We start from the raw sequence: 22,953 nt of genomic DNA on the forward strand, positions 1-22,953 counted from the left end.
GCATCAAGGTGGTGTGAGGACAGCGCGTCCCCCTCATGGGGGGCTCACAGGTCGGCGGACGCGCGGCCCGCCGACCTGTGGCGCCGTCAGCGGATCGGCCGGTGCAGGTTCTCCTTCTCGCTGGGGCCGGGGGTGGCGTCCGCGATCCACGGGCCGTCGCCCGACGGGTCGACGATGCCCTCCTCCAGCCATGCGTACGTGCCCGAGAGCACGCCCTTGACGACCTTGCGGTCGAGGTCGTCGGTGTTGTTCCAGAGCCGGCCGAAGAGTTCCTCGACGCGGATGCGGGACTGGCGGCAGAAGGTGTCGGCCAGTTGGTAGGCCTCGCGGCCGTGGTCCTCGGTGCCGCGCAGCAGCTCGGCGCGTACGCAGGCCGCGCTCATCGCGAACAGTTCGGCGCCGATGTCGACGATCCGGCCCAGGAAGCCCTGCTTGGTCTCCATCCGGCCCTGCCAGCGGGACATGGCGTAGAAGGTGGAGCGGGCCAGTTTGCGGGCGGTGCGTTCGACGTAGCGCAGGTGTCCCGAGAGGTCGACCTCGCGCTTGAACTCGCTGTAGGTGCCGGGGAGCTGGCCCGGGCCCGCGACCAGTTTCGGCAGCCACCTGGCGTAGAAGGCGCCGGCCTGGGCGCCCGCCTTCGCCTTGTCCGAGAGGGACTTCTCGGGGTCGATGAGATCGCCTGCGACCGAGAGGTGGGCGTCGACCGCCTCACGGGCGATCAGCAGGTGCATGATCTCGGTCGAGCCCTCGAAGATGCGGTTGATACGGAGGTCGCGCAGGACCTGTTCGGCGGGGACCGCGCGTTCGCCGCGGGCCTTGAGTGAGGCGGCCGTCTCGAAGCCGCGGCCGCCGCGGATCTGGACCAGCTCGTCGGCCATGAGCCAGGCCATCTCGGAGGCGTAGAGCTTGGCCAGCGCCCCCTCGATGCGGATGTCGTTGCGGTCCTCGTCGGCCATCTGGCTCGACAGGTCCAGGACGGCCTCCAGGGCGAAGGTGGTCGCCGCGATGAAGGAGATCTTCGATCCGACCGCCTCGTGGTGGGCGATCGGCTTGCCCCACTGCTCGCGGGCCGCCGACCACTCCCGGGCGATCTTCAGGCACCACTTGCCGGCGGCCACGCAGGAGGCGGGCAGGGACAGCCGCCCGGTGTTCAGGGTCGTGAGCGCGATCTTCAGGCCGGCGCCCTCGGGGCCGATGCGGTTGGCGGCGGGGACCCGGACCTGGTGGAAGCGGGTGACGCCGTTCTCGATGCCGCGCAGGCCCAGGAAGGCGTTGCGGTTCTCGACCGTGATGCCCGGCGAGTTGGTCTCCACGACGAAGGCGGTGATGCCGCCCTTGTGGCCCTCGCTCTTCGGCACCCGGGCCATCACGACCAGCAGGTCGGCCACGACGCCGTTGGTGGTCCACAGTTTCACCCCGTCGAGGACGTACTCGTCCCCGTCGGGCACCGCGCTGGTGGCCAGCCGGGCCGGGTCCGAGCCGACGTCCGGCTCGGTGAGCAGGAAGGCGCTGATGTCGGTGCGGGCGCAGCGCGGCAGGAAGGTCTCCTTCTGCTCCGCTGTGCCGAACAGCTTCAGGGGCTGCGGTACGCCGATCGACTGGTGCGCCGAGAGCAGCACCCCGATCGCCGGGCTGGCCGAGCCCGCCAGGGACAGCGCCTTGTTGTAGTACACCTGGGTGAGGCCGAGGCCTCCGTACTTGGTGTCGATCTTCATGCCGAAGGCGCCGAGCTCCTTGAGGCCGTCCACGACCTCGTCGGGGATCCTGGCCTCCCGCTCGATCAGGGCGCCGTCCACCTTCGTCTCGACGAAGTCGCGCAGTTTGGCGAGGAACTCCTCGCCGCGCTGGGCGTGCTCGTCGGAGGGGAGGGGGTGGGGGTGGATGAGGTCGAGCCGGAAGCGGCCGAGGAACAGCTCCTTGGCGAAGCTTGGCTTGCGCCAGTCCTGCTCCCGGGCTGCCTCCGCCACCTGACGTGCTTCACGCTCGGTGACGGTGGGTTGGGTGGGTGGTGCGGACATGAGGCTCACCTCGCCGCGAATCGGGATCTTGGGGCCGTTTGGTTACTGACGGGTGCTACCCGATCGTATGTACCCGATCCGGGCCGCACCCACCACCCCTCGTGCGGCCGTTCAGCCGATGCATGGCCTCCGCGCGGCCACGCGTGGTAGTCAGGAACCCTTCGCTCGGGCACCCGGCGCCAAGTCCTTGTCGAAGCGCTTCGACAACCTATGGACACCCACCCCCGGTGGAGCTACTGTCGAACCACCCTCACCCGCCCTAGTTCGCATCGCGCACTGTCGAAGCGCTTCACAAAGCTTGGAGAGCTGGATGGTCACCCTCGCCGAGGTCGCCCAGCACGCCGGAGTCTCGGCGAGCACGGTGAGCTATGTCCTCAGCGGCAAGCGGTCCATCTCCGGGGCCACCCGGCAGCGGGTGGAGCAGAGCATCCGCGAGCTGGGCTACCACCCGAACGCGGGTGCCCGCGCCCTGGCCAGCAGCAAGTCGAACATCATCGCGCTGATGATCCCGCTGCGCACCGACATGTACGTGCCGGTGATGATGGAGATCGCCATCGCGGTGGCCACCACGGCCCGCACCCACGGCTACGACGTGCTGCTGCTCACCGGCGAGGAGGGTCCCGACGCGGTGCGCCGGGTGACCGGCAGCGGACTCGCCGACGCGATGATCGTGATGGACGTCGAACTCGACGACGAACGGCTGCCGTTCCTGCGCGGCACCCACCAGCCGTCGGTCCTGATCGGACTGCCCGCCGACACCTCCGGGCTGACCTGCGTCGACCTCGACTTCAAGGCGACGGGCGCGCTGTGCGTCGAGCACCTGGCGACCCTCGGTCACCGCGACATCGCTGTCATCGGCGAGGCCCCGGCCGTCTACGAGCGTCACACCGGCTTCGCCGAGCGCACCCTCGACGGACTGCGCTCCCGCGCCCAGGAGTTGGGCGTCCGAACGCTGCACCGGCCGTGCGAGGGCGGGTACGACGCGATGGCCGTGACCCTCGCCCGCGTGCTCGACGAGCGACCGGGCACCACCGGGTTCGTCGTACAGAACGAGTCGGCGGTGGAGCCGCTGCTCGCCCTGCTGCGCCAGCAGGGGCGGGCCGTGCCCGAGGACGTGTCGGTGGTCGCGATCTGCCCCGACCAGGTCGCCGTCCAGGCCTCGGTGCGGCTGACGTCGGTCGCCATCCCCGCCCAGGAGATGGGCCGGCACGCCGTGGAGCGTCTGGTGGCCAAGCTCGACGGCCACGGAACCGACGAAGTCGTGCTGATCACGCCCGAGTTGACGGAACGGGCGAGCACCGGGCCCGCGCCGGCCGTCGCTTCCTGACCCGCCTCCCCTCCCCGCACGCCGCCCCCGTCAGGGCACCGCCATGTCTGCACTCCTTCAAGGAGCACCCGTGAACCAGCCTGCCGAAACCCAGCCACAGGTCAGCCTCGCGCAGTCGTCACCCACCGTCGGCACCTTCCGTGAGCGGGACGGCGCGCTGGAGTGGAGCGGCCGCCAGGAGACCGTCCGCATCGAGCCGTGGGGGCCGGACGCGGTCCGGGTCCGTGCCCGGCTGGGCGGGCCGGTCCTGGACGGGCTGCCGGGCGCGCTGCTGGACGAGCCGCCCGCCACCGAGTCCACCGTCAAGATCGAGGACGGGCGGGGTGTGCTGACCGTCGGCTCGCTGACCGTGCAGGTGGACGCCGAGGGCCTGATCCGCTTCCTGCGCACGGAGGACGGCACGGAGGTGCTGGCCGAGGACCGCGCCCACTTCTGGTGGCCGGGCCCGCGCCTCTACACCGCCGTCGGCAACGGCTACCACCGCCTGGAGCAGCGGTTCGCCGCCTACGACGACGAGAAGCTGTACGGCCTCGGTCAGCACCAGCACGGCCGGCTGGACCAGAAGGGCCTGGTCCTGGACCTGGTCCAGCGCAACGCCGAGGTGGGCATCCCGGTCCTCACCTCCAGCCGCGGCTACACCCTGCTGTGGAACAACCCGGCGATCGGCCGGGTGGAGCTGGCAGGCAACGGCACCCGCTGGGTGGCGGACTCGGCCCGGCAGCTCGACTACTGGATCACCGCGGCCGCTCCGGCCGACGCCCAGCGCCACTACAGCGCGGTCACCGGCCGGACGCCGATGCTGCCCGAGTGGGCGGCGGGCTTCTGGCAGTGCAAGCTGCGCTACCGCACCCAGGACGAACTCCTCGGCGTGGCACGGGAGTACAAGCGCCGCGGTCTGCCCGTCACCGCGATCGTGTGCGACTTCTTCCACTGGACGCACCTGGGGGACTGGAAGTTCGACCCGAAGGAGTGGCCCGACCCGGCTGCGATGGTGCGCGAGCTGGACGAGCTCGGCATCAAGCTGGTCGTGTCCGTGTGGCCGTCGGTGTCCCCGCTCTCCGAGAACCACCAGCTGATGGAGCAGCGCGGCCACTTCATCGGCACCCAGTACGGCCCGATGGCCCACGCCGACTGGCCGGACAAGGAGGTCGCCTCCACCGTCCAGGTCGCCTTCTACGACGCCACCAACCCCGAGGCCCGCGAGTTCGTCTGGTCGCGTGTGAAGAAGAACTACCTGGAGCCGTACGGCATCACGGCGTTCTGGCTGGACGCCTGCGAGCCGGAGCTGAAGCCCGGTTTCCAGGAGAACCTGCGCTACTGGACCGGCCCCGGCCTGGAGGTCGGCAACAGCTACCCGGCCGAGAACTCCCGGACCTTCTACGAAGGCCTGCGCGCGTCGGGCGAGGACGAGGTCATCACGCTCAACCGCTCGGCCTGGGCGGGCAGCCAGCGCTACGGCGCCGCCCTGTGGTCCGGTGACATCGGCACCGACTTCCCGACCCTGCGCCGGCAGATCGCGGCCGGCCTCAACACCTCCCTGTCCGGCATCCCGTGGTGGAACACCGACATCGGCGGCTTCCACGGCGGCGACCCGGACGACCCCGCGTACCGCGAGGTGATGGTCCGCTGGTTCCAGTTCGGCGCCCTCTCCCCGGTGATGCGCCTGCACGGCTTCCGCGACCCGGGCATGCCGCTGGGCCCGGACATGACCGGCGGCCCCAACGAGGTGTGGTCGTACGGCGAGGAGGCCGGCGCGATCCTGGAGCGGTACCTGCGGCTGCGCGAGCGGCTGAAGCCGTACGTGCTGAAGGTGATGCGCGAGGCCCACGAGGAGGGCCTGCCGGTCATGCGCCCGCTGTTCCTGGAGTTCCCCGAGGACCAGGCGGCCTGGTCGGTCGACGACGCCTACCTCTTCGGCGGGGACCTGCTGGTCGCCCCGGTGCTCACGGCGGGCGCCACGGCCCGTACGACGTACCTTCCGGCGGGCGCGGCCTGGACGGACGCGTGGACGGGTGAGACGTACGAGGGCGGCACGGCCGTGACGGTCGACGCCCCGCTGGACCGCATCCCGCTGTTCCTGCGGGACGGGGCGAGCCTTCCGATCGCCGAGTAGCGCCCCCCCCGGCCGGGGGGCGGTGGTCTCGTCAACTTCCTTGTTCTGCACACTTGTTGACGAAACCTCCGCCCCCGGCGAAAGGAACCCCGCCTCGTGTCCTCCACTCCCCTCCCGCTGACCCTGGCCAATCTGCTGTTGCGGCCCGCGCTTGGTTCCCGGCGCGACCCGGACCGGGTCTTCGACCGGATCGCCGCCAAGGCCGGGCAGGGGGACGGGGAGGAGTGGTTCGTCGACGGTTTCAGGCCGCTGCTGCGGGAGTGGGCGTCCGACGAGGGCCTGTCGCCGGTCGGCTGGCAGTCCGCGCGGGCCCACGTCCGCAGGCATCTCACCAACCGGGCCCGGATCCGGCGGCTGCTCGCCGAGCACCCGGCGATCGCGCGGGAGCCCGTCGAGAGGCCGGTGTTCGTGGTGGGTCTGCCGCGTACCGCCACCACGCTCACCCACAGCGTGCTGTCCCTCTCCGACGAACACCGCTGCCCCCGGCTGTGGGAGCTGCTCGCGCCCGGCCTCGCCCCCTCGCCCCGGGAGCGGCGGAAGGCGATCACGTCCGCGCGCCGGACGCTGGACGGCACCTATCTGCTCTCCCCGCGCTTCCGTGACATCCACCCCATGACCGCCGAGGGCCCCGAGGAGTGCACCTTCCTCCTGCCGCACGCCCTGGTGCCGCTGTCCCAGGCCCGGCTGCCGGAGTACCACGCCCGGCAGTTCGAGCGGGACTTCGTGCCTGACTACCGGCACCTCAAGGAGTGCTTCCAGGTGCTCCAGTACGGCCGCCCGCGCCGCCGCTGGATCCTGAAGTCCCCCATGCACACCGGGAACCTCGACGCCCTCCTCGAGGTGTTCCCGGACGCCACCCTCGTGTGGACCCACCGTGACCCGGTGACCGCCGTGGCCTCGTTCTGCAGCCTGGTCGAGTGCGGTATGGCCCTCTCGCGCCGCACGGTCGACCTGCACGCCCTGGGCGCCACCTGGCTCGACCTGCTGAGCCGCTCGGTGCGACGCGGGCTCGCGGCCCGGGCGGACGTTCCCCGCGAGGCACTGGTGGACGTGCCGTACTCCTGGCTCGGCTCCGACCCGGCCACCGGTGCCCCGAAGCTCTACGAGGCCGTCGGCGCCCGCTGGACCGACGCCGACGCCGCCCGGCTCCCAGAGGTCGCCACCCGGCTCAAGGGCAGCCGGCCGCACCGCTACGACCTGGCCCGCTACGGCCTGACCCGGGCCGGGGTCGAGTCGGCCTTCGCCGACTACAACACGCTGCGGGCCGAGGTCGACCGCGCCTGACGGCACGGCCGGCCCCGGCCCGGGCGAGGCCGTCAGCTGCTGCTGACGGTCAGGTTGTTGGTGGTGAAGTTCAGGCCGCCGGACGACGAGGTGACCTCGTAGCCGAACTGGACGTCACCGATGGTCTCGTTGCCCATCCAGCCCTTGGTGTCCTTGATCCACCTGAGGATCGGCAGGATGTTGACGGTGCCGGAGCTGGAGTCGGAGGTCCGCAGGAACGAGAAGACCTCGTTGGCTCCGTTGCTGCCCTTGTAGACGGTCCAGGTGTGGCCGCCGAGGGTCACGTTGCCCTGCGAGGTGCCGAGCGGGCCCACGGCCCCGTTGTAGTTGACCCAGAGCATGATCTCGTAGTCGTAGTCGGTGTCCCAGATGTCGTACGACGTGTTGTACGCGCCGGACGAGGGGACCGTGACGTTGTAGCTGCTGGTGAGCGAGCCGAGAGAGGTGATCGTCTTGTTGATCACCTTCTTGGAGTTGGGGTAGGACTTGATGCCGCCGGTGTTGGGGTGGTCGGCCCAGACACCCCAGTTGGTGCCGGAGTTGGCCCAGATGCACTGGCTGCCGGCGCCGGAGCCCCAGATGTTGTTGTAGAGGGTGTAGCCGTTGAGGCTGGTGTTGCCCCACTGGTCGCAGGAGTTCCAGACGGCGGCCTGGGCGGGGGCGGCGGCGAGACCGATGGTGGCGCCGAGTGCGAGGGCGGGGGCGAGCAGGGCCTTGCTGATCCTGCTCAGGGTGCGTGTTGCCATGGTGTCCCTTCCATGGGTGGGGGGAACTGCGGGGTTTCTCGTGGGGATCACCACGTCTCCAGGGTGAGGACGTGGTCTTCTCCGGCGACGAGGTCGAGCGGCTCGGCACCGGAGGAAGTCCTGAGTTCGACGCGGTGGCTACGGGTGGGGCGTATCACCGCGGTCGCGCTGTCCGGGCTCCAGGTGAGGTCGATCTCCGCGCCGAAGCGGGTGCGGACGCCAAGGAGCCGGCCGTGTGGGTAGGCGGTCGGGAGGGCCGGCAGCAGGACCAGGCGGTCCGGCGTCGACTGGACGAGCATCTCGATGAGCACGGCGGGCAGCGTGTGGGCGGCGTCCGCGTTGTAGACGTCACGGTGGGGGTAGTGCGCGCTCATCAGCGACGCGTGGAAGAAGTCGCCCTTGAGGACCTGGCCGAGAGCGTGCGCCACCCGGTCGCCGTCGCGCAGCCGGGCCGCGACGAGGGCGTGGTGGAGGTACCCGTGGGCGGAGTCGTTCTCCGCGCCGCGCAGTTCGAGGGCGCGGTACGCGGCCGCCGCGAGGTCCGGGGTGTCGTACGGGTTGATCTCGTCGAGCGGCCAGACGCCGTAGAGGTGACTGAGGTGACGGTGGTCGTAGGTGTCGTCGAGGCCGGGCCAGGCCCACTCGGCGAGGGCGCCGTCGGCGTTGATCCGGTGGGGCGGGAGCCGGTCGGCGAGGGCGCGCCGGTCCTCGGCCCGCTCCGGGTGGTAGTCGGCCGCGGTGCGCAGGGCGTGGCGGGCCGCCGAGAGGTCCATGGCCGCGTTGATCGCGCCCCAGCTCGCGTTCGCGGGGCGGTTCTCGGGCGAGTACGAGGGGACGACGGTGACGTGGCCGTTCGCGTCCGTACGGGTGAGGAAGTCCTCGTAGAACAGGGCGACCTGGGCGAGCGCGTGAGCGGTGCGGGGGTCGCGTTCGCCGCGGGTCTCGTCGTGGTCGACGAGCGGCTTGAGCAGCCAGTCGGCGCCCGCGGTCCACAGGTGCAGCGGGTACTCGCGGCTGAAGTGGTAGGTCAGTCCGGACTCGCCGTCGCTGTGCGGCGGGGCGACCACGCCCCGGGCGCCGAAGATCGCGCGGGCGTTGTCCGCCCAGTCGTCGAGCTGTCCGTGGATCAGCGCGGCGAGTGCCTCGGTGACCTCGGGGAGCGCCGCGGCCGCGGCGGACGCGGTCTGGAGGTTGAGGTTGGCGTCGTTGGTGAAGGCTCCCGCCCAGGCCGTGTTCCAGTCGCCGGTCCACAGGCCGGTGAGCCGGGGCGGGAGCATGCCGGCGGCGGACAGCAGGTGGTAGCGGCCCGCCGCGAAGAGGCGTTCCAGGCAGGCCGGGCTGTCGGGCCGGGTGAGCAGATCCGAGCCGGGCAGCGCGCGTTCGGCCGCGTCCGCCGCCAGGTCGAGCGTCACGCGCTCGTACGCCGTGCGGTGCTGTGCGATGTGCCGGTCCAGGAGGCGGGCGTAGGGATCCTCGCCGTCCGGGAGCAGGTCGCCCAGGGCGCGGGCCAGGGCGAGCGCGTCCGGCTCGTCGGCGTGCCGTATCACCCGCGTCAGCAGCAGGACGGACTCCGCGCCCGTGACCCGCAGACCCGGGGGCGTGAGCGTCGTCCGACCGCCGTCGACCACGACCAGCGTCACCCCGGTGTACGCGCGGTCGCTGCCGGGGTAGCGGGCGCGCAGGGTGAGCAGGGCGCCCTCGGGGGTGAGGACGCTGCCATGGCCCACGGCGAGGTCGTGGGGCGCGCCCGGGAGGCGGTGGTCGAGGCAGATGTGCAGGTCGGATGCCTCGACCTGCTGGACGACGACGTCGTCGGCACGGGAGACGAAGACCTGGCTGCGCCAGCCCTCGCACCGCGCCGCGACGACACCGGTGGTGAAGTCGACGGTACGGCGGTACCCGCGCGGCTCGTCCGGCGTCATCCGGCGCAGTCGTGTCTGGAAGGCGGGGTGGAAGGGCTGGACCCACTGGAGGTCGCGTCCGTCGGTGAAGGACTCGGCGGCGTCCGGCTGTCCGGCGAGCAACCGGTCCTGCAGGCGCGGCAGTTCGGCGGCGAGCTCGGGCGGGCGGGCCCGTTCGCCGCCGTTGGGGCGGACCAGGGTGTGGTGGTTCACGACGACCCGCTCGTCGTCCGGGTCGCCGAACACCATGGCGCCGTGACGGCCGTTGCCGCTCAGGAAGGCGTCCTCCCAGCGGGCGGCCGGCCGCGGCTCCCATGTGCCGTGGGCAGGACCGGTGGTCATGGCTGGAGCACCGCCACTCCGTAGCGGCCGAGGGTGAGCTCGTCCTGGACGGTCGCGCCGGTCAGCAGGTCCCGGCTGACGCCCGGCACCTCGACCGTCACCGCGTCGCGTCCGTGGTTGAGGACGAACAGCAGCTCGCCCCGGCGGACGGCCTCGACCCGGTCCGGCAGCCCTTCGAGGACCGGGCGCGCCCCGGCGCCGGCGGCGATCCGGGCGAGCAGGTCGCGCATCGCGTCCGGCTCGGGCAGCGTCGAGAGGTACCAGGCGCCGCCCTTGTGGAGCACGGCCGGCAGCCCGTCGAGCTCCCCTCCCTTGTACGCGGCCTCGACCTCGGCGCCCTCGTCCGGGTCGATCTCCTCCGACCACAGGGTGCCGCGGAACCCTCCGCACTCGACTTGCTCGCCCGCGTCCAGCGGCCACCACTCGTGCAGGACGCGGATGCCGAACAGGTCGCGCAGCCGAGCGTCCATGCCGCCGGCCCGTACCCGGTCGTCCTGGTCGGCGACGCCGGTCAGGAAGCCGGACACGAGGGTGCCGCCGCCGCGGACGTACCCGAGGAGGTTGTCGATCGCCGCGTCGGTGAGGGCGTACAGCTGGGGGACGACGACGAGTTTGTAGGCGCTCAGGTCGTGCTCGGGGTGGGCGAAGTCGGTGGTGTGGTGGGCCTCCCACAGGCCGCGGTGCCAGGCACGCAGGACGGCGGGGTAGTCGACCTCGTGGGAGAGCCGGCCGTCCTGGGCTCCGGCCCACCAGGCGTGCCAGTCGTGCAGGATCGCGATGTCGTTGGGCGTGTGGCTGCCGGTCACCTCGGGGCCGATCCGCGCGAGTTCGGCACCGAGCTGCCGCACCTCCTGGTACGTCCGGCCCTCCTCCCCCGCGTGGCTGACCATGCCGGAGTGGAACTTCTCGGCGCCCTGCCGGGACTGCCGCCACTGGAAGTAGCAGACGGCGTCGGCCCCGCGAGCCACGGCCTGGAGGGACCAGAGGCGGTTGAGGCCGCGCGGCTTGGGGTGGTTGACGCCCCGCCAGTTGACCGGGCCCGCCGCCTGTTCCATCAGCATCCAGGGACCGCGTGCCTGGGAGCGGGTCATGTCCTGGACCAGGGCGCCGTTCTGGGCGCCGAGGGGGTCGCGCGGGTCGGGATAGAGGTCGACCGAGACGACGTCCTCCTCCTCGGCCCAGCGCCACGCGTCCTGGCCGGCCCACAGCGGCATGAAGTTGGTGGTCACGGGGATGTGCGGGGTGGCCCGGCGGACGATGTCACGCTCGGCGGCGTAGCACTCCAGGAGCATGTCGGAGGTGAACCGTTTGAAGTCCAGTACCTGGCTCGGGTTCTTCAGGTAGTGGGGTTGGCGGGGGGTGTGGATCTCCGCCCACTCGCCGTAGCCCTGGCTCCAGAAGGCGGTGCCCCAGGCCTCGTTGAGGTCGTCGAGGGTGCCGTACCTGTCCTGGAGCCAGCCGCGGAAGCGGGCGGCGGCCTCGTCGCTCCAGTCGTAGGTGCAGTACTCGTTGTTGATGTGCCACATCGTGAGGGCCGGGTGGGCGCCGTAGCGGGCGGCGAGGTCCTCGGTGATGGCGGCGGCGTGACGGCGGTAGGTGGCGCTGGAGTGCGAGAAGTGCTGCCGGCCGCCCCACCACTCGGTGCGGCCGTCCTCGGTGACGGGCAGGGTGTCGGGGTGCAGGTGCCCCATCCAGGGCGGTGGGGAGGACGTGGGGGTGGCGAGGACGACACCGATGCCGTTCTCGTGCATCAGGTCCATCAGCCGGTCCAGCCAGCCGAAGTCCCGCTCCCCCGGGCGGGGTTCGAGCCTGGCCCAGGAGAAGACGCCGAGGGTGACGGAGTTGACACCGGCGGCCTTCATCAGCCGGACGTCCTCGGGCCAGGTCTCCTCGGGCCACTGCTCGGGGTTGTAGTCCCCGCCGTAGAGGATGCGGCCGTCGGTCGCGGCGCTCAGGTCGGGCATCAGACGGGCTCCCCGTACTGCACGCCACGGCCGTTGGTGGCGATGTAGACCCGGCCGTGGATGCGGGGGTCGCCGGTGATGGCCGCACCGATCCAGCCCCACTGGTGCTGGTCGTCGTTGATCCGCGTCCAGGTCTTCGCCTCGTCGTCGGAGCGGTACACGGCCGTGATGGCCTCGGTGGAGCCGACCATGAAGAGTGCCGGGTAGGAGGCGCCCTCGGCGGCCTTGCCGAAGCCGAGGGTGTACGAGGCCCGGCAGCTGCCGACCTTGGTGAAGGTCGCGCCGCCGTCGGTGGAGCGGTAGAGGCCGTTCCACTTCAGGCTGAGCCACAGGTCGCCGGAGCGGCCGGGGGCCGCTGCGAGCCGGAACTCGGTGTCGCCCGAGTTCAGGCCGGTGGCCCGGGCGGTGAAGGTCAGACCGCCGTCGGTGCTGGCGTGGAGAGTGCCGGTGGCGGTGTCGAAGGCGTAGAAGCGCTTCGGGTCGACCGGGTCCGCGACCGGGGCGGCGCCCTTCGGGCAGGAGGTGACCTCGGTCCAGGTGGCGCCGTTGTCCGCCGAGCGGTGGGCCGGGTACGTGGTGCCGTCCCAGTGCACGAAGGACCACAGCAGCACGCTGCCGTCGGCGTTGGTGGCGATCGGCCCCGGCGCGTCCTTGGCGATGGCGGGCTGCGCCTTGAAGGGCGCCCAGGTCTTACCGCCGTCGTTCGAGTAGGCGCCGTTGCCGTTCTCGCCCCACCCGGCCCGCACGACGTACGAGGGCTTGGCCGCGGCCAGCGAGAGTCCCGTCGACGAGCCGAACACCGGGTTGGACGCCATGCCGCGTGAGGGGGAGGCGGTGAGCCGCTCGTGGTACATCACGCCGATGTCGCCGGAGCCGCTGATCAGGTGTGCCTCGCCGGTCGGGGGCGAGAGCAGCTGGCGGGCGGACGCCTCCTCCAGGCCGCGGATCTGCGGGGCCCAGCGCCTCAGGTCGCGGGTGCCGTAGAGGGTCGCGCCGGTGCCGTAGACGACGTGCCGGGAGTCGTACGGGTCGACGGCGAGGGCCTGGATCCACCAGCCGAACTTGGGCTTGTCGGCGCCGAACGTGAGGAAGGGGGTCTCGGAGACGTCGAGGACCGCCTTGTCCTTCAGGGACTTCCAGGTGCGGCCGCCGTCGGTGGTCCGGTAGAGGGTGTCGACGAGCGACCAGCGGTTGTTGGTGGAGACGACGACGGTTCCGGGACGGCGGGCGTCGACGGCACACCCGCCGTAGCCGAAGGAGTCGGTGCCCCCGTCGTCGGTCGCCCCGCCGGGCTTCACGGGGGTGACCTCGGTCCACTTCCCGTCCGTCGTCCGCAGCTTGTGCACGCTGCCGTCGGACTGGCCGTTGGGGCCGGGCGCGTTGGCGTACGTCACGTACAGCTCGCGCGTGTGCCGGTCGTAGGCGGCCCGGACCGGGACCTTGGCGGCGGTGCCCCCGGGCTGCCCGGGGACGGCCTTCCAGGTGGCGCCGTCGGCGGTTGTGTAGAGGTTCGCGGAGGTGCCGTCGGAGTCGCCCCAGCCGGCGTAGACGCGGCGGCCCGCCGCGACGAGGAGGGTGATGCCCTGGCCGGTGGCGCTGGGCGTGGCCGGGAAGGTCACGGCCTGCCAGGTGGCGCCCCGGTCGGTCGACTTGAGCAGTCCGTCGTGCCGGGTGCCGAGCCACAGGGTGTCGCTGTCCCGCGGGTCGACGAGCAGCCGCTCCCCGCAGCCGCGCCCGTCCTCGTTGGCGCCGAGCTTCACGGTGAGGTCGGTGCGCTTCCAGGTGGCCCCGCGGTCCTCGGACCGCAGCACGGCTCCGTTGCCGGCCCAGGACTGCGCGTACGTGCCGAGGGAGAGGTACAGCCGGTTCGGATGGGCCGGGTCGACGGCCATGGCCTCCACACCGAGCAGGTTCCAGTCGTCCCAGCCGATGTGGTCGGTCAGCGGGACCCACCGGTCGGTCCGGTCGTCCCAGCGGTAGGCACCGCCGATGTCGGTACGGGCGTAGGCGAGGCCGCTGACCGAGGGGTGGAAGAGGACACCGGTGACGAATCCGGTGCCGCCCTGGACGGCGTTGCGCCAGCGGTAGGCGGGGGTGGCGGCGGCTTCGGCACCGTACGCACGTACCTGGCCTGCGGGAAGGGCGGTGAGCGCGGCGGCGGCCGCGGTCCCGGCGAGAACGGCACGTCTGCTCATACGGGACGCGTGCATGACACATACCTCGTTCTGCGAAAGGGGTTCTACGAAAGGGGGTGGGAGACCTGCTCAGGGGCGCGGGCTGTGTCGGCACACGGCTCCGCCACGTCGGCGGGAACAGCCGCGGCGAGGCCGCGGCCTCGAGGCCACGGAAGCCTTCCCGCCTTCTCGCCGCTCGGGCTTCAGCCCTTCACCGCGCCCGTCAGCATGCCCTTCTTGAAGTGCCGCTGGACGAAGGGAGAGGCCACCGCGACGGGGATCAGGGCGAGGACCATGACCGCCATCTGCAGCCCCAGCGCGGAGAGTTGACCGGTGCGTACCGCCTGCTGAAGGCCGGTCGGCGCCTCGGTGTTCTTCTGGACCAGCTGGATGAGCACGTTCTGCAGCGGCATCATCTGCTGGTCGGTGAGATAGATGGAGGCGTTGAACCAGGCGCTCCAGTACCCGACCGCGTAGAACAGGGAGATGACGGCCAGCACCGCCCGGGACAGCGGCATGATGATCGTCAGCAGGATGCGCAGGTCGCCGGCCCCGTCGATGCGTGCGGACTCGGTGAGCTCGGGTGAGATCCCCATGAAGAACGCCCGCAGGACGAGGATGTTGAAGACGCTGACCGCACTCGGCAGGATCAGCGACAGATACGTGTCGGTGAGCCCGAGCGACTGCACCAGCAGATACGTCGGAATGAGCCCGGCGCCGAAGAACATCGTCGCCATCATGGTCATCAGGAAGAACCGGTGCCCCAGACTGCCCGGCCGGGACAGCCCGTAGGCCGCCAGCACCGACACCGCCATGGAGAACAGCGTGCCGACGAGCGTGACCCCGACCGAGACCATGATCGCCCGGCTGACCTGACCGCCGCTGAGCAGCTCCGTGTAGTTGACGAAGGTGATGCCCTGGGGGATCACGACGAGACCGCCGACCCGGTCGATCACCGGCTTCGGGGAGAGGCTGGTGACGATCACGATCCACAGCGGGCCGATGACCCCCAGGCAGCACAGGAGCAGGAAACCGCCCTTCGCGGTGAGTCCGGCCTTGCTGGGCGGCTCCTCCCACACGGGGCGGGCGGGAGCCTTGAGACTGCGGACGAGCTGCGTGTTGAGGCTCACTTCTTGTACACCCCCTGCTCGCCGAGCAGGTGCGCGACCTTGTTCGCACCCAGGACGAGACAGACTCCGATGGCGCCCTTGACGAGGCCGACCGCGGCCGCGTAACTGAAGTCGCCGTTCTGGATACCCATGTTCCATACGTAGGTGTCGAGGACCTCACTGGCCCCCGCACCCACCGCGTAGCGCTGGAGCAGGAACTGCTCGAATCCGACGCTCAGCGCGTCGCCCACCCTGAGGACCAGCAGCAGCGCGATCACCGGGCGCAGCGCGGGCAGCGTCACGTGCCACATGCGCCGCCAGCGCCCCGCGCCGTCCATGGCGGCGGCCTCGTACAGGTCGGTGCTGACCGCGGCGAGCGCTGCGAGGAAGACGATGATCCCCCAGCCGGCGTCCTTCCAGACGGCCTGCGCGGTGACCAGGTACTTGAACAGGTCCGCGTTGGTCATCAGGTCGAAACCGCTCCACCCGTGGTCCTCGAGCGTCTGGGCGATGATGCCCGCGCCGCCGAAGATCTGCTGGAACACGGTGACCACGAGGACCCACGAGAAGAAGTGCGGCAGATACATGATCGCCTGCGCCACGGCCCGCACCCGGGGCCTGATCACGCTGTTGATGACCAGCGCGAGGGCGATGGGGACCGGGAAGAACAGCACCAGCTGGAGCCCGAACAGGAGGATGGTGTTCTTCGCCGCGTCCCAGAACAGGGGGTCGTCGACCATCCGTGAGAACTGCTCCACACCGACCCAGGGACTGTGGAAGATCGCCGTGACGCCGTTGCTGGAGACGTACGGGTCGTAGTCCTGGAAGGCGACGATGTTGCCGAGCAGCGGGACGTAGTTGAAGAGCAGGAGCAGCACGATGACGGGCATCGTCATCAGGATGAGTGCGCGGTCACGGCGCAGCCGGATCCGCCAGGGTACCTTGCTCGCCCTGCTCTCCCTGCGCGGCACCCGCTCCTTCGCCACAACGGTGGCGACCGCGGCCGTCGGTTCCTCGACGGCCGTGGGAGGACGCGTCCCGTCGGGCCTGCTCCCGGCCGTGAGAGACATCAGTTGCCGCTGCCGTTCTTGTCGATGAGTTCCTTGTACCAGTCACGCAGCTTGTCGCCGCCGGAGGACCTCCAGGTGGAGATGGCGGCCTGCACGTCGGACAGCTTCTTGTTGCCGCGTACGTAGTCGATCTCCAGCTGCTCGAACTGGCTGGAGAGGCTCGCGAAGCGGGACGGCTCGACGATGTTCATGCCGTAGGTGGACGTCTTCTTCATGAAGGCGCCCATCCGCTGCTGCCACTCGACCTGCTTGCGGGCGACCTCGGGGAAGTCGGGGTGGGCGTAGTAGGCGGCCGGCGCGGCCAGCATGACCCAGGCGTTGACCACCTCGGAGTTGCCCAGGTCGTTCTTGACGGGGACACCGTCCTTGACCGTGTAGTGGGTGCCCTCGACGCCGTAGTCGACGAGCATCCGCTCCTTGGTGCCGTAGGGCGCGGCCGCGAAGTCGGCGGCCGCCAGCGCGTTCTCGACCGTGGTCTTCGAGGCGCCCTTGCGGATCAGCGACCAGATGCCGGCGGGCTGAGCCGCGTACAGCGTCGGGTCGCCGCCGTCGGGACCGAAGATGTCCATGCCCTCGATCACGAAGTCCGGGTTGGACGCGGCCTGTTCGGAGGTCTTGCCGTACCAGGTGGACATGTCGTTGTTGTAGACGAGGATCTGGCCGGCGGTGAAGCGGTTGCCCGCGTCGCCCGAGCGCGCCTTGTCGTCTGGGTGGACCACGCCCGCGTCGAACAGCTTGCGCGTCCACTCCAGGGCTTCCAGGTACTCGGGCTGCTCGACGCGGTACGTCAGCTTGCCGTCGTCCCCGATGTCCCAGCCGATCGTCCCGGAGCCGCGGACACCGAAGATGCTCCACGCGGTCCAGTTCATGTCGCCGCAGGCCCACACCTTGGCCTTGGCGCTGGTGGCCTCCTTGGCCCAGCTGAGGAACTCCTCGGGCGACTTGGGGACCGAGTAGCCCTCCTTGTCGAAGATGTCCTTGCGGTAGTAGGGCACGATCCAGGACGCGGACGCGGCGGGCATCGGGATACCGCGCAGCGCGCCGCCGAAGATGCCCATGCGCCAGGCGTCGGAGGGGATGGCGGCCAGGTTCGGGTACTTCTTGACCTTGTCGCCCGCCAGGTAGGGGCCGAGGTCCATGAACTTCGCGGTGACGGCGTTGGCGATCTTGCCGACCAGTTCCCAGCCCGGCACGACCACCATGTCGGGTATGGAGCTGGAGGCGAGGACTGCGCCGAGCTTCTCGCCGTAGGTGTTGCCGTCCTGGTTCTGCCAGGTGATCTTGGTGCCCGCCGCGGCGTCCAGCGCCTTGTAGTAGGGGTTGCCGGGCTTCGGCGGGGAGCCCCAGAACGGGGACATGATCTTGAGGGGGGCGCCGGTGCCGAGCTTCTTCGGGACCGAGGTGGCAAGGGTCGCGAGGTCGACCTTGCCGGTGTATCCGGCCGCCGAACCGTTCTTCGACGGCAGGTCCGGCTTGGCGACCGCGCTGGCGACGAACGCCGGGAGCAGCTTGTCCGCGGCCTTGCCCGACGTGGTGCCCTCGCGTGACTTGGTGTCCGAGCCCCCACAGGCGGAGAGCAGCGGCATCCCGCCCGCGACCGCTGCGGTGGCGACCGCAGTGGAGGCAAGGAAGCTTCTCCGGCTAGGCCCGGAGGAGGCGGAAGCGGCGTTCGGCGTCATTGCGTCAACCCTTCATGGCGCACCAGGACACCCGGCGGTGGAGCCGTCGGCTGCGGTGTCTTGAGTGGAACTGGCTGAGCTGAAGCGGAGCTCCGACTGAATGCACCGGGTTTCCCGTAGTCGAAGCGCTTCGATGTTGCTGTGAGGTTAAGTGAACGCCCCAGGGTGCACAAGGGTCGTTCCCAAGATTCCTCCGAGCTGTGGGAAGGGACCATTCCTTATGCACCGCTTGAAGTGATGGCGCTGCTCTCTTGACACCCACCCCCGAGCCGAATGAGCATCGAAGCGCTTCGAAAGCGCTCCGCCGCTCCATCGCAAGGGGATCACCACGTGACCGCACAAACGCCGCCTACGACGCCTTTCCGCGATCCGCGCCTGCCGTTCGCGAAGCGCGTCGACGACCTGCTGGCGCGGCTGACCCTCGACGAGAAGGTCGGATTCCTGCACCAGTTCGCGCCCGCCGTCGAGCGCCTGGGCATCGCCGCCTTCCGCACCGGCCAGGAGGCCCTGCACGGCGTGGCCTGGATGGGCCCGGCCACCGTCTTCCCACAGGCGGTGGGCCTGGGCGCGACCTGGAACACGGATCTCGTACGACGGGTCGGCGACGCGGTGTCCAAGGAGGTCCGGGCGATGCGCGCCCGCGACGACCGCGTGGGCCTCAACATCTGGGCCCCGACCGTCAACCTCCTGCGCCACCCCCTGTGGGGCCGCAACGAGGAGGGCTACTCGGAGGACCCGAAGCTCACCTCGGCCATCGCCACCGCCTACACGCAGGGCCTGCGCGGCGACCACCCGACGTACTGGCGCACGGCGCCGGTCCTCAAGCACTGGCTGGCCCACAACAACGAGACCGACCGGGCCACCGCGTCGAGCTCGGTGCGCCCGCGCGTGCTGCACGAGTACGACCTGCGCGCCTTCCGCGAGACGGTCGAGGCGGGTGCGGTCGCCGGGGTGATGCCCGCGTACAACCTGGTCAACGGCCGTCCGAACCACGTCTCCCCCTATCTGCGCGAGCAGTTGCGTGCCTGGACCGACGAGGAGCTGCTGGTCTGCTCGGACGCGGGCGCGCCCAGCAACCTGGTCGACTCGGAGCACTACTTCGACACCCACGAGGAGGCCACCGCGGCCTCGCTGCTGGCCGGCGTCGACAGCTTCACCGACCACGGCACGGACAGCTCGCAGATCGTCGCCCGCGTCCAGGGGGCGCTGGAGCAGGGGCTGCTGACCGAGGCCGACATCGACACCGCGGTCCGCCGCCAGCTCTCGGTGCGCTTCCGGCTCGGCGAGTTCGACCCGCGCTACGACCCGTACGCGGACACCAGGGACTTCGACACCCCGGCGCACCGCGCGCTCGCGCAGGAGGCCGCCGAGCAGGCGGTGGTCCTGCTCAAGAACGACGGGGTGCTGCCCCTCGCGCCGGACACCCGGATCGCCGTGGTCGGCCTGCTCGCCGACGAGTGCAAGCGCGACTGGTACAGCGGCACGCTCATGCACCGCTCGACCCCGCTGGAGGGCCTGTACGAGCGGTTCGGCGCCGAGCGCGTCGAGTTCGCGGAGGGCGTCGACCGCGTCCTGCTGAAGACCTCCGCCGGTGCGTTCGTGCGCGTGCCCGAGGCCGAGGACGCCCCCGACGAGGTGCGCGGCGCCGAAGGTGCCCTCGACCCGGCCCTGCTCGCCGGCCGCACCGACCTGCCCGCGCTCACCACGGACGCCGCCGGCACCGAGCTCGCGCTCGTCGACTGGGGCGAGGGCGTGCTGACCCTGCGCGCACCCGACGGCCGCTACCTCTCGGTCGCCGAGGACGGGCGGGTGCGCGCCTCGGCCGACCAGCCCGGAGGCTGGGTCGTCCAGGAGACGTTCCGGCTGGAACCGCACGGGAAGGGCCACCTCCTCAGGCACGTCGGTACGGGTCGCCACGTCTCGGTCGCCGCCGACGGAGTAAAGGTTGCCGACGAGAATCCGGAAACGTTCGAGGTCATCGTCGTCGAAAGCGGCGAGGACGCAGTGACCCGGGTCACGTCGGAGGCCGACGTGGTTGTGGTGGTGGCGGGCAACGACCCGCACATCAACGGCCGCGAGACCGAGGACCGCACGACTTTGCGGCTGCCGGTCCAGCAGGAGCGGCTGCTGCGGGCCGCCCGCGCCGCCAACCCGGCCACCGTCCTGGTGCTGACCTCCGCCTACCCCTACGCGGTCGACACGGCCGACCTCCCGGCGGTGCTGTGGACGGCTCACGGCGGCCAGGCGGCGGGCACGGCCCTCGCCCGCGTCCTGGCCGGCGACGTCTCCCCCGCCGGCCGCCTTCCGCAGACCTGGTACGCGGACGACTCCGACCTGCCCGGCCTCCTCGACTACGACGTGATCGGCGGCCGCCAGACGTACCTCTACTTCGAGGGCACGCCCCTGTTCCCGTTCGGCCACGGCCTGTCGTACGCGTCGTTCGCGTACGGCGATCTGGCGTCCCGTGTCGAGGACAGGACCCTGCACGTCTCCTTCACGGTGACGAACACCGGTGACGTGACGGCCGACGAGGTGGCCCAGCTCTACGCCCGCGCCGTTGACCCGGTGATCCCGCGTCCGCGCCGCGAGCTGCTGGCACACCGGAGGGTGACGCTGGCGCCGGGCGAGGGGGCGGAGTTCGCGTTCGAACTGCCCTTGTCGGCCTTCGAGTTCTGGGACGTGGCACAGGGCCGGTGGCGGCTGGAGTCCGGCCCGTACGAGCTGTTGGCGGGCGCCTCCAGCGAGGACGTCCGCCTGCGTACGACCGTACTGCTGGACGGTGAGCCCGCGGCCCCGCGCCCCGTGCTCGAACGCGGCCTGGACGCGGCCGACTTCGACCACCACAGCGGTGTCGAGATCGTCGACCGTACGAAGACGTCGGGCGACGCGGTGACGGCGGCGGACGGCGAGTTCGGCGAACTGGTCTACCGGGACTGCGACTTCGGCGACGGCGTCACGGAGGTGACCGTCTCGGTGGCGGGCGAGGGCGTGGTCGAGCTGTCGCTCGACGGAGGCGCGGTGCTCGCCGCCCTGACGTCGGAGGCGTCCGAGTCCGGGCCCTACGGCTACTCCACGCTCGGCGCCGGGATCGTCGCCGAGGGCGTGCACGACGTGCATCTGAGGCTGCGCGGCCCGCTGCGGCTCGCGCGTGTCGGCTTCTCCGGTTGAGGGGCCGGGGAAGACCGGCGTGAAGAAGGGGCCCGGCACCGGAAGGCATCGGTGCCGGGCCCCTTCGGGGACGGCGTGAGCCGCATGACCGCAACTCTAGCTGAAAATGGTTCCCATTAGCTAGAGGGTGGCGTCGACTAGAGGGCGAGCCCCGTCAGCACCAGGACCCGCTCGTAGGTGTAGTCGTCCATCGCGTACCGCACACCCTCGCGGCCGACGCCGGACTGCTTGGCACCGCCGTAGGGCATCTGGTCGGCGCGGTAGGACGGCACGTCTCCGACGACGACACCGCCGACCTCCAGGGCGCGGTGGGCACGGAAGGCGACCTGCAGGTCGTGCGTGAACACGCCCGCCTGGAGGCCGTACTTGGAGTCGTTGACGGCTGCGAAGGCGGCCGCCTCCCCGTCCACCTTCTGCACGGTGAGGACGGGCCCGAAGACCTCCTCGCAGGAGATCGTCGTGTCGGCCGGTACGTCGGTCAGGACGGTCGGCGCGTAGGCGGCGCCGTCGCGCTTGCCGCCGGTCAGCAGCTGCGCCCCGGCCTCGACGGCCTCCTGCACCCACGCCTCGACGCGCTTGGCGGCGTCCTCGCTGACCAGCGGTCCGACGTCGGTCGCGTCGTCGGCCGGGTCACCGGTGACCTGGGCCTCGACGGCGGCGACCACCCGGGGCAGCAGCCGGTCGTAGACCGAGGCGTCCGCGATGACCCGCTGGACGGAGATGCAGGACTGGCCGCCCTGGTAGTTGGAGAAGGTGGCGATGCGGGTCGCGGCCCAGTCGAGGTCGGCGTCGGAGGCGTAGTCCCCGAGCACGACCGCGGCGCCGTTGCCCCCCAGCTCCAGGGTGCAGTGCTTGCGCGGCACCGAGTCCATGATCGCGTAGCCGACCTTCTCGGAGCCGGTGAAGGAGATGACCGGCAGGCGCTCGTCCTGGACGAGGGCGGGCATACGGTCGTTGGGCACCGGGAGGATGCTCCACGACCCGGCCGGGAGGTCCGTCTCGGCGAGCAGCTCGCCGATGACCAGCCCGGACAGGGGGGTGGCCGGGGCCGGCTTGAGGATGATCGGCGCGCCGGCCGCGATCGCCGGGGCGATCTTGTGGGCGCACAGGTTCAGCGGGAAGTTGAACGGCGCGATGCCGAGCACGACACCCTTCGGGAAGCGCCGGGTGAGAGCGAGACGGCCCTGGCCGCCGGCGTCCGTGTCCAGCCGCTGGGCCTCGCCGCCGTTGAAGCGGCGGGCCTCCTCGGCGGCGAACCGGAACACGGAGACGGCCCGGCCCACCTCGCCGCGGGCCCACTTGATCGGCTTGCCGTTCTCCGCGGAGATGAGCCGCGCGATCTCCTCGGTGCGCTCGGCGAGCCTGCGGCTGACGTGGTCGAGGGCGGCGGCGCGGAGGTGGGCGGGCGTGGCCGCGAAGTCCTCGCGGACGGCGTGCGCGGCCGCCACGGCCTCCTCGATCTGCGCGTCGCCGGGCACGGAGACCTTGGCGACGAGACGGTCGTCCCAGGGGGAGGTGACGTCGAAGGTGTCCTCGCCGGTGGCCTGGCGGCCGGCGAGCCAGAAGGCGTGGGTGGAAGTCATGTGTGGAGTCCCGGCCCTTCCGCGTTGGGGGTGGTGGTGATCTGCGATCTGCGGTGTCGGGGTCCACGGTAGGGCGGGGGCGGGTGGGGGGTGGTTGTCCGGTGCGTAGTGGTGGCGTGGCGGGGTGCGCCGGATTGGCAGGGTGCGGGGTGGTGCCGTGCGGGTGCGGGAGGTCGGCCGTGGTGCTGTGGCGGGCGGGGTGGTGGGGGCACCCCAGACCTCCGGGCCGGTGCCCACCCACCGCCCCTCTCGGTCCGCCGAATGACCAGCCACCGGGCCGCCCGCCCCTCGGCCGACCGAGACGGGTGGGCCGGCCGGGCGGGGCGGTGGTGGGGGCCCACACCTCCGAGCCTGTACCCACCCACCACCCGTCTCGGTCCGCCGAACGACCAGCCACCGGGCCGCCCGCCCCTCGGCCGACCGAGACGGGTGGGCCGGCCGGGCGGAACGGAGGGCTGGGGGCGGAGCCTCCGCC

The 22,953-nt window shown here is 71.3% G+C and carries 13 protein-coding genes; 4 read left to right on the forward strand and 9 right to left on the reverse strand.

What is annotated here, in order from left to right; all coding sequences use genetic code 11:
* Positions 1 to 86: 86 nt before the first annotated feature.
* Positions 87 to 2,018 carry an acyl-CoA dehydrogenase family protein gene (locus AQJ84_RS29290; RefSeq protein WP_053193581.1) on the reverse strand — a complete coding sequence of 644 codons (1,932 nt, stop codon included), beginning with the start codon at positions 2,016 to 2,018 and terminating at the stop codon, positions 87 to 89.
* 310 nt (positions 2,019 to 2,328) lie between these two features.
* Between AQJ84_RS29290 and AQJ84_RS29295 the strand changes: the two genes are divergently transcribed.
* The 3 genes from AQJ84_RS29295 to AQJ84_RS29305 all read left to right on the forward strand — a co-directional run bounded on the left by AQJ84_RS29295 (position 2,329) and on the right by AQJ84_RS29305 (position 6,742).
* Positions 2,329 to 3,345, forward strand: a complete 1,017-nt coding sequence (locus AQJ84_RS29295) for a LacI family DNA-binding transcriptional regulator (protein ID WP_030041082.1) — start codon at positions 2,329 to 2,331, stop codon at positions 3,343 to 3,345.
* A gap of 70 nt (positions 3,346 to 3,415) precedes the next feature.
* Positions 3,416 to 5,458 carry a glycoside hydrolase family 31 protein gene (locus tag AQJ84_RS29300; RefSeq protein ID WP_053193585.1) on the forward strand — a complete coding sequence of 681 codons (2,043 nt, stop codon included), beginning with the start codon at positions 3,416 to 3,418 and terminating at the stop codon, positions 5,456 to 5,458.
* 96 nt (positions 5,459 to 5,554) lie between these two features.
* On the forward strand, positions 5,555 to 6,742 hold the full coding sequence (locus AQJ84_RS29305) for a sulfotransferase family protein (protein ID WP_053193589.1): 1,188 nt from the start codon (positions 5,555 to 5,557) through the stop codon (positions 6,740 to 6,742).
* Positions 6,743 to 6,774: 32 nt separating this feature from the next.
* Here the strand turns inward: AQJ84_RS29305 and AQJ84_RS29310 are convergent, their stop codons facing one another.
* The 7 genes from AQJ84_RS29310 to AQJ84_RS29340 all read right to left on the reverse strand — a co-directional run bounded on the left by AQJ84_RS29310 (position 6,775) and on the right by AQJ84_RS29340 (position 17,727).
* Positions 6,775 to 7,488: a glycoside hydrolase family 12 protein gene (locus tag AQJ84_RS29310; protein WP_030041079.1), complete on the reverse strand. Its 714-nt coding sequence runs from the start codon at positions 7,486 to 7,488 to the stop codon at positions 6,775 to 6,777.
* Between the two features lie 47 nt (positions 7,489 to 7,535).
* A complete protein-coding gene (locus tag AQJ84_RS29315; RefSeq protein WP_053193592.1) occupies positions 7,536 to 9,731 on the reverse strand; it encodes a glycosyl hydrolase family 95 catalytic domain-containing protein in 2,196 nt (731 codons plus the stop codon).
* Positions 9,728 to 11,695, reverse strand: a complete 1,968-nt coding sequence (locus AQJ84_RS29320; protein WP_053193597.1) for a beta-galactosidase — start codon at positions 11,693 to 11,695, stop codon at positions 9,728 to 9,730. The genes AQJ84_RS29315 and AQJ84_RS29320 overlap by 4 nt, the downstream gene beginning before the upstream one ends.
* Positions 11,695 to 13,905: a WD40/YVTN/BNR-like repeat-containing protein gene (locus tag AQJ84_RS29325; protein ID WP_053193599.1), complete on the reverse strand. Its 2,211-nt coding sequence runs from the start codon at positions 13,903 to 13,905 to the stop codon at positions 11,695 to 11,697. The genes AQJ84_RS29320 and AQJ84_RS29325 overlap by 1 nt, the downstream gene beginning before the upstream one ends.
* Before the next feature lie 167 nt (positions 13,906 to 14,072).
* The gene (locus tag AQJ84_RS29330; RefSeq protein WP_030041074.1) at positions 14,073 to 14,999 is read right to left on the reverse strand and encodes a carbohydrate ABC transporter permease; all 927 of its coding nucleotides are present in this window, start codon (positions 14,997 to 14,999) and stop codon (positions 14,073 to 14,075) included.
* Positions 14,996 to 16,048, reverse strand: coding sequence for an ABC transporter permease (locus AQJ84_RS29335; protein WP_030041073.1), 1,053 nt, complete (start codon positions 16,046 to 16,048; stop codon positions 14,996 to 14,998). Before AQJ84_RS29335 ends, AQJ84_RS29330 begins: the two co-directional genes overlap by 4 nt.
* Entirely contained in the window at positions 16,048 to 17,727 is a 1,680-nt protein-coding gene (locus tag AQJ84_RS29340) for an extracellular solute-binding protein (RefSeq protein ID WP_030041072.1), read from the reverse strand. The genes AQJ84_RS29335 and AQJ84_RS29340 overlap by 1 nt, the downstream gene beginning before the upstream one ends.
* A 330-nt stretch (positions 17,728 to 18,057) precedes the next feature.
* On the opposite strand from AQJ84_RS29340, the gene AQJ84_RS29345 reads away from it, so the two are divergent.
* Complete coding sequence (locus AQJ84_RS29345; protein WP_053193602.1) at positions 18,058 to 20,895, forward strand: glycoside hydrolase family 3 C-terminal domain-containing protein; 2,838 nt, start codon at positions 18,058 to 18,060, stop codon at positions 20,893 to 20,895.
* 137 nt (positions 20,896 to 21,032) lie between these two features.
* Here the strand turns inward: AQJ84_RS29345 and AQJ84_RS29350 are convergent, their stop codons facing one another.
* Positions 21,033 to 22,478: an aldehyde dehydrogenase family protein gene (locus AQJ84_RS29350; protein ID WP_053193605.1), complete on the reverse strand. Its 1,446-nt coding sequence runs from the start codon at positions 22,476 to 22,478 to the stop codon at positions 21,033 to 21,035.
* Positions 22,479 to 22,953: the final 475 nt, after the last annotated feature.

This window comes from Streptomyces resistomycificus, from assembly GCF_001514265.1.
GTDB classification, from domain to species: Bacteria; Actinomycetota; Actinomycetes; order Streptomycetales; family Streptomycetaceae; genus Streptomyces; species Streptomyces resistomycificus.